This window comes from Pseudomonas sp. RL_5y_Pfl2_73 (assembly GCF_963970515.1).
GTDB lineage: Bacteria > Pseudomonadota > Gammaproteobacteria > Pseudomonadales > Pseudomonadaceae > Aquipseudomonas.
Window position 1 is genome coordinate 1 of sequence record NZ_CAXAPD010000065.1, and the last position, 5,559, is coordinate 5,559.

The 5,559-nt window shown below is 63.9% G+C and carries 1 protein-coding gene; it reads right to left on the bottom strand.

Annotation, left to right across the window (positions count from 1 at the left end; genetic code table 11):
• Positions 1-5,559 (bottom strand): amino acid adenylation domain-containing protein (locus AACY42_RS27830; RefSeq protein WP_339483701.1); only part of this gene is annotated, 5,559 nt, incomplete at both ends.

The window sequence follows — 5,559 nt, forward strand, 5'->3', positions numbered from 1 at the left end:
CTTGAGAATCGCCAGCAAGCCAACAACCATGTCGATGCCGCGCTCGACGCAGATCGCCACCCGCGAATCGGGCTCTACGCCCTGCTTGCGCAGGTAATGGGCCAGGCGGTTGGCCCGCTCGTTCAGTTCCCCGTAGCTCAGGCGTTGCCCGCCGCGAATCACCGCCACGGCATCCGGCGTACGCTGGACCTGTTCCTCGAACAACCCATGGATCGTCTGTTGTCGCGGATAGTCCGCCTCGGTGGCGTTGAACGTCACCAACAACTTCTCGCTTTCCGACGTCGGCAGGATCGACACCTGCTGCAAGGGCAGGTCCGGCTGCTGTTCAAGCATCGCGACCAGGCTTTCCAGCGTGTGTTGCACATAACCACAAAGCCGCTGCGCACCAATGCGCGCGGGGGTCATGACGGTGAAACTGAACGCCTCGCCCTGATCGTCCACCGACAACATCAACGGGTAGTTAGTACGCTCTTCGCCGCCCAACACCTGGATACCGTTCCAGGCTGACAGCGCCTCGGCCGAGGTCGCCACGGCGGTGTGACGGTAGTTGAGCAAGGCACTGAACAATGGCGTCGGTGCCTGCACACCGCTGCAGCGTTGTGCCAGCGCCAATGCGGCGTGTTCATGACCCAGCAATGCGGTCAGGCGAGCATGGGTTGCTTTCACGCCCGCACGCACACCGGTTTGTCCGACACTGACCCGTAATGGCAAGGTGTTGATGAACATGCCCAGCGCCCGGTCGGCACCCTCGCCTCCCTGCATCCGGCCCAGCAGCACCGTGCCGAACACCACATCGTCCTTGCCCGACACCTTGCCCAGGACTTGCGCCCAAACCAGGTGGTACAAGCTCGCCGCGCTCACCCCAAGCAGACGTGCCTGGGCCCGCAGCCGGCGACTCAGGCCGGCTTCGACGGCCTGGCGGGCTTCCTCGATGTCGCTGCCATCGCCCTGTACATCCTGCAAGCCGAACGGCAGCGTTGGCTCGTCGACGTCACCGAGCATGTCACGGAAGAATATTTCGTGGGCTTCAGCGCTCACGCCCAATCGGGCCTGGGCCACATAATTGCGATACGGCATCGCGACGCCCAACTGTCCAGCCTGCCCCAGCAGATGCGCCTGCATCTCCTGCTGCACCACCTCCAATGCGGTGTGGTCCAGGGCCATGTGGTGGAACAGCAGCATCCCCAGCCAACGATCGTTATCGGCATCGTGGGCATAAACCAGGCGCAGCATCGGTGCCTGGGTAATCTCCAGGCGGTGCTGCCGCGAGTCGAAACGCTCATGTAACTGCGCCGCGACATCTCCAACGGCCGGGTCCAGGATCAGTTCTTGCTGGATCAGCAGTGCCTTGCGCCAGACGACTTGCACTGGCTGTTCGAACCCTTCCCACAGCACCGACGTGCGCAGGATGTCGTGACGGTCAATGACCTTTTGCAGGGCTTGGGAAAAGTCTTCCAGGCGTCCACGATTGTCGAAGGCGAATTGAGTCTGGAGCACATAGGGATCGCCGCACTCGGCGGCCAGGTGATGGTAAAGAATGCCCTCCTGCAGAGGTGCCAGGGGGTAGATGTCCTGCACATTGCCGGCGCCGCCCGGTACCGTCGATGCGATCCGGTCGATGGCGTCCTGGTCCAGGTCAACCATCGGCAACATGTCCGCCGTGATGTGTTCGCAATTCACTGGAATCAGGTTTACCGGGGCACGGACCTCGCGGCCACTGCCGACTGCCGCCGCCAATGCCGCCAGGGTCGACTGGCTGAACAGCACGCCGACGTCGGCGCTCAGCCCTGCCTGGCGCATCCGTTCGATCAGGCTGACGGCCAGCAGCGAATGCCCGCCCAGCTCGAAGAAATGGTCGTGACGGCCGACGCGCTCGACCTTGAGCAGCTCGGACCAGATCCGCGCCAACGCCGTTTCAACCTCGCCTTGCGGGGCTTCATACCCACGCCCCGAATAGGCCTCGCTGTCCGGGATAGGCAAGGCCCGATGGTCGAGTTTACCGTTCGGCGTCAGGGGCAAGGCGTCCAGGCGCATATAGGCCGCCGGCACCATGTGGCTGGGCAGATGCACTTGCAATTGTTCGCGCAGGTTTTGGGCCGTCAACCCTTGATCCAGGCTGTCGTGCGCCGTGTAGTACGCCACCAGTCGCTGGTCATCCGGGGCCTCTCCCACCGCGACGACAACCGCCTCGCGCACACCGACGCACGCGCCGAGCCTGGCTTCTATTTCACCCAGCTCGATGCGCAAGCCACGAATCTTCAGTTGGCTGTCGTTGCGCCCCAGGTAGTCGATGTTGCCGTCCGGCAAATAGCGCCCCAGGTCACCGGTGCGGTACATGCGCGCGTCCTGCACGGTGCTGAACGGGTCCTTCACAAAGCGCTCGGCGGTCAACTGCGCACGGTTCAAATAACCCCGCGCAACCCCGGCGCCACCGATGTACAGCTCACCCGCCACGCCAACCGGAACCGGTTGCAGGTGGGCATCGAGCAAGTAGACCTGGGTGTTGGCTACCGGTCTGCCGATATGCAACACCGCCTGCGAGGCATCGATCCGCCCCGAGGTGGCCACCACCGTGGTTTCCGTGGGGCCGTAATTGTTGATCAGTTCGAAGGGAAGATCGACCGGCAGCTTGCGCAGGCGGTCGCCGCCAATCAGCAAGGTGCGCAGTTGATCGTGCCCCAGGTTACGGCCAAACGCGTATTCGGCAATGGGAGTGGGCAGGAAGCACACGTCCAGCGCCTGGGCCTGCCACCAGTCGAGCAGTGCGCCGACGTCCTCGCTGCCCGCATGGGCCGGCGGCAACAGCAACGTCGCTCCCGCACACAACGAAGGCCAGATCTCCCAGGCCGCCGCATCGAAACCGAAACCGGCGACACTGGAGGTGCGACTGCCACGTTTCACGTCGAAGGCCTGGCAATGCCAGCCCACCAGGTTGCTGAGGTTGCGATGTTCGACCATCACGCCCTTGGGCAGGCCGGTGGAACCGGACGTGTAGATCACATACGCCAGGTGGCGGGCTTCGAGCCCCGACACCTCGGGGTTGGAAACGGATTCGTCCTGCCAATCGGCGCTGTCGAGATCGATCACCGGCACCGAGGCATCGATCAGCAAACTGTGAGTGATGGTCTGCGCCAACACCGCAACCGGTGCACTGTCTTGCAACAGGTAGGCAATACGCTCCGCCGGGTAGGCCGGGTCAACGGGGACATAGCCGGCCCCGGCTTTCAGCACGCCCAACAGGCCGACGATCATGTCCAGGCTACGCTCGACACAGATCGCCACCCGGTCGTCCGGGCAAACGCCCAGCGCCAGCAGACGGTGCGCAACCTGGTTCGCCCGGGCGTTGAGTTCGCAGTAAGTCAATGCCTGGTCGACGTACACCACCGCCATCGCTTGCGGGTGCGCCGCGGCCTGGGTTTCGAATTGCCGATGGATCAGCAGATCATGGGTATACGTCGCCCCGGTCGCATTCCAGGTTTCAAGCAATTGCTTGCGTTCGGCCGGCGGCAAGATTGCCAGGCGGTGCAACGGCGTCTGCGGAGCATGCTCCAGGGCCTCGACCAGGCTTTCCAACGCCACTTGCATATAACCACAGACGCGCTGGGCACCGATCCGGGATTCGACCAACGCCGTCAGGCTGAAATCCTCTCCCAGGTCATCGACGCTCATCGTCAGCGGATAATTGGTGCGCTCTTCGCCGCCCAGGGCCTCGATACCCTCCCAGGCGGACGAGGTGTGCAGCGCGATGGGCTCGGCGACCGAATGGCGGTAATTGAGCAACGCGCTGAATAATGGCGTCGGTGCCATGACGCCACTGCAACGCTGGGCCAACGCCAGGGAGGCATGCTCATGACCCAACAGGCCGGTCAGCCGTGCGTGGGTCGCCAGGACACCGTCGCGCACGCTTTGCGCACCGACCTGCACGCCAATCGGCAGGGTGTTGATGAACATTCCCAATGCCCGGTCGGCGCCCTCGCCGCCCTGCATCCGCCCCATCAGCACCGTGCCAAACACCACCTCTTCGCGCCCCGAGACCCGGCCCAATACCTGGGCCCAGGCCAAGTGATGCAACGCTGCTGCGCTCACACCCAAGCGGCGGGCCTGGGTGCGCAGGCGTCGGCTCAAATCAGTCGCGAGACCCTGCCGGGCTTCCTCGACAAGGCTGCCATCGCCGCGTACATCCTGCAGGCCGAACGGGAGCGTCGGCTCGTCGATGGCACCGAGCATGTCGCGGAAAAACGCCTCGTGCGCTTCACGGCTGACGCCCAGGCAGGCCTGGGCCACGTAGTTGCGATACGGCACCGCCTCGCCCAACTGGCCGGCCTGGCCCAGCAGGTGTGCCTGCATCTCATGTCGCACCACTTCCAGCGCCGTATGGTCGAGCGCCATGTGATGGAAGAGCAAGCTCGCCACCCAACGCTGGTTGAGCGCATCCTCGGCAAAGCGGATGCACATCAACGGCGCCTCACGGATATCCAGGCGATGCTGGCTGGCGTCAAAGCGAGCCTTCAATTGACCGGCGATGTCGCCATCGCCAGTACCGAGGAGCACTTGCTCCACACCCAGCGATGCCTTGCGCCAGACCACCTGCACCGGCTCGTCCAGACCTTCCCAGGCCATGGCGGTACGCAGGATGTCATGGCGGTCGATCACCCCCTGCAAGGCCTGGGTGAAAGCGTCGAGGCGTTCGCGACCGTCAAAGGAAAACTGTGCCTGCAAGACATAGGGATCGCCCTGCTCGGCCGACAGGTGATGGTAGAGAATGCCTTCCTGCAATGGCGCCAGCGGATAGATGTCCTGCACATTGCGCGCACCACCCGGCACGGCCGCCACGATGCAGTCGATGGCTTCCTGGCTCAACGCGGCCAGCGGCAACATCGCCGGGGTAATGTGGGTGCAACCCGGTGGAATCAGGCTGGCCGGGACGTCGATTTCATCACCGTCATGACCCACCGCCGCTGCCAGCGCGGCCAGGGTCGGTTGATTGAACAGCACGCGCACATCGGCGCTCAGGCCGGCCTGGCGCATCCGCTCGATCAGGCTGACCGCCAGCAGCGAATGCCCGCCCAGTTCGAAGAAGTGGTCATGGCGACCGACTTGCTCCAGGCCCAGCAGGTCCTGCCAGACTTGCGCCAGGACGGTTTCGGTTTCGCCTTGGGGGGCTTCGTAGCCTCGGGAGATGACGGCATCCAGCTGCGGTGTCGGCAGCGCCTTGCGGTCGAGTTTGCCGTTCGGTGTCAGGGGCAGTGCGTCCAGTCGGACGTAGGCCATTGGCACCATGTAGTCAGGCAGTTGTGTTTGCAGGTGCGCGCGCAGGGTTTCGATGTCTACGGTTTCGTCCAGTGAGTTCTGAGTGAAATAGGCGACCAGGCGTTTGTCGCCCGGCACGTCTTCACGTGCCAGGACCACGGTTTCCTTGATGTTTGGCGCCTGGGCGAGCTTGGCTTCGATCTCGCCCAGCTCGATGCGGAAACCACGGATCTTCACCTGGTCGTCGTTGCGGCCCAGGTATTCGATGTTGCCGTCCGGCAGGTAGCGGCCCAGGTCGCCAGTGCGATA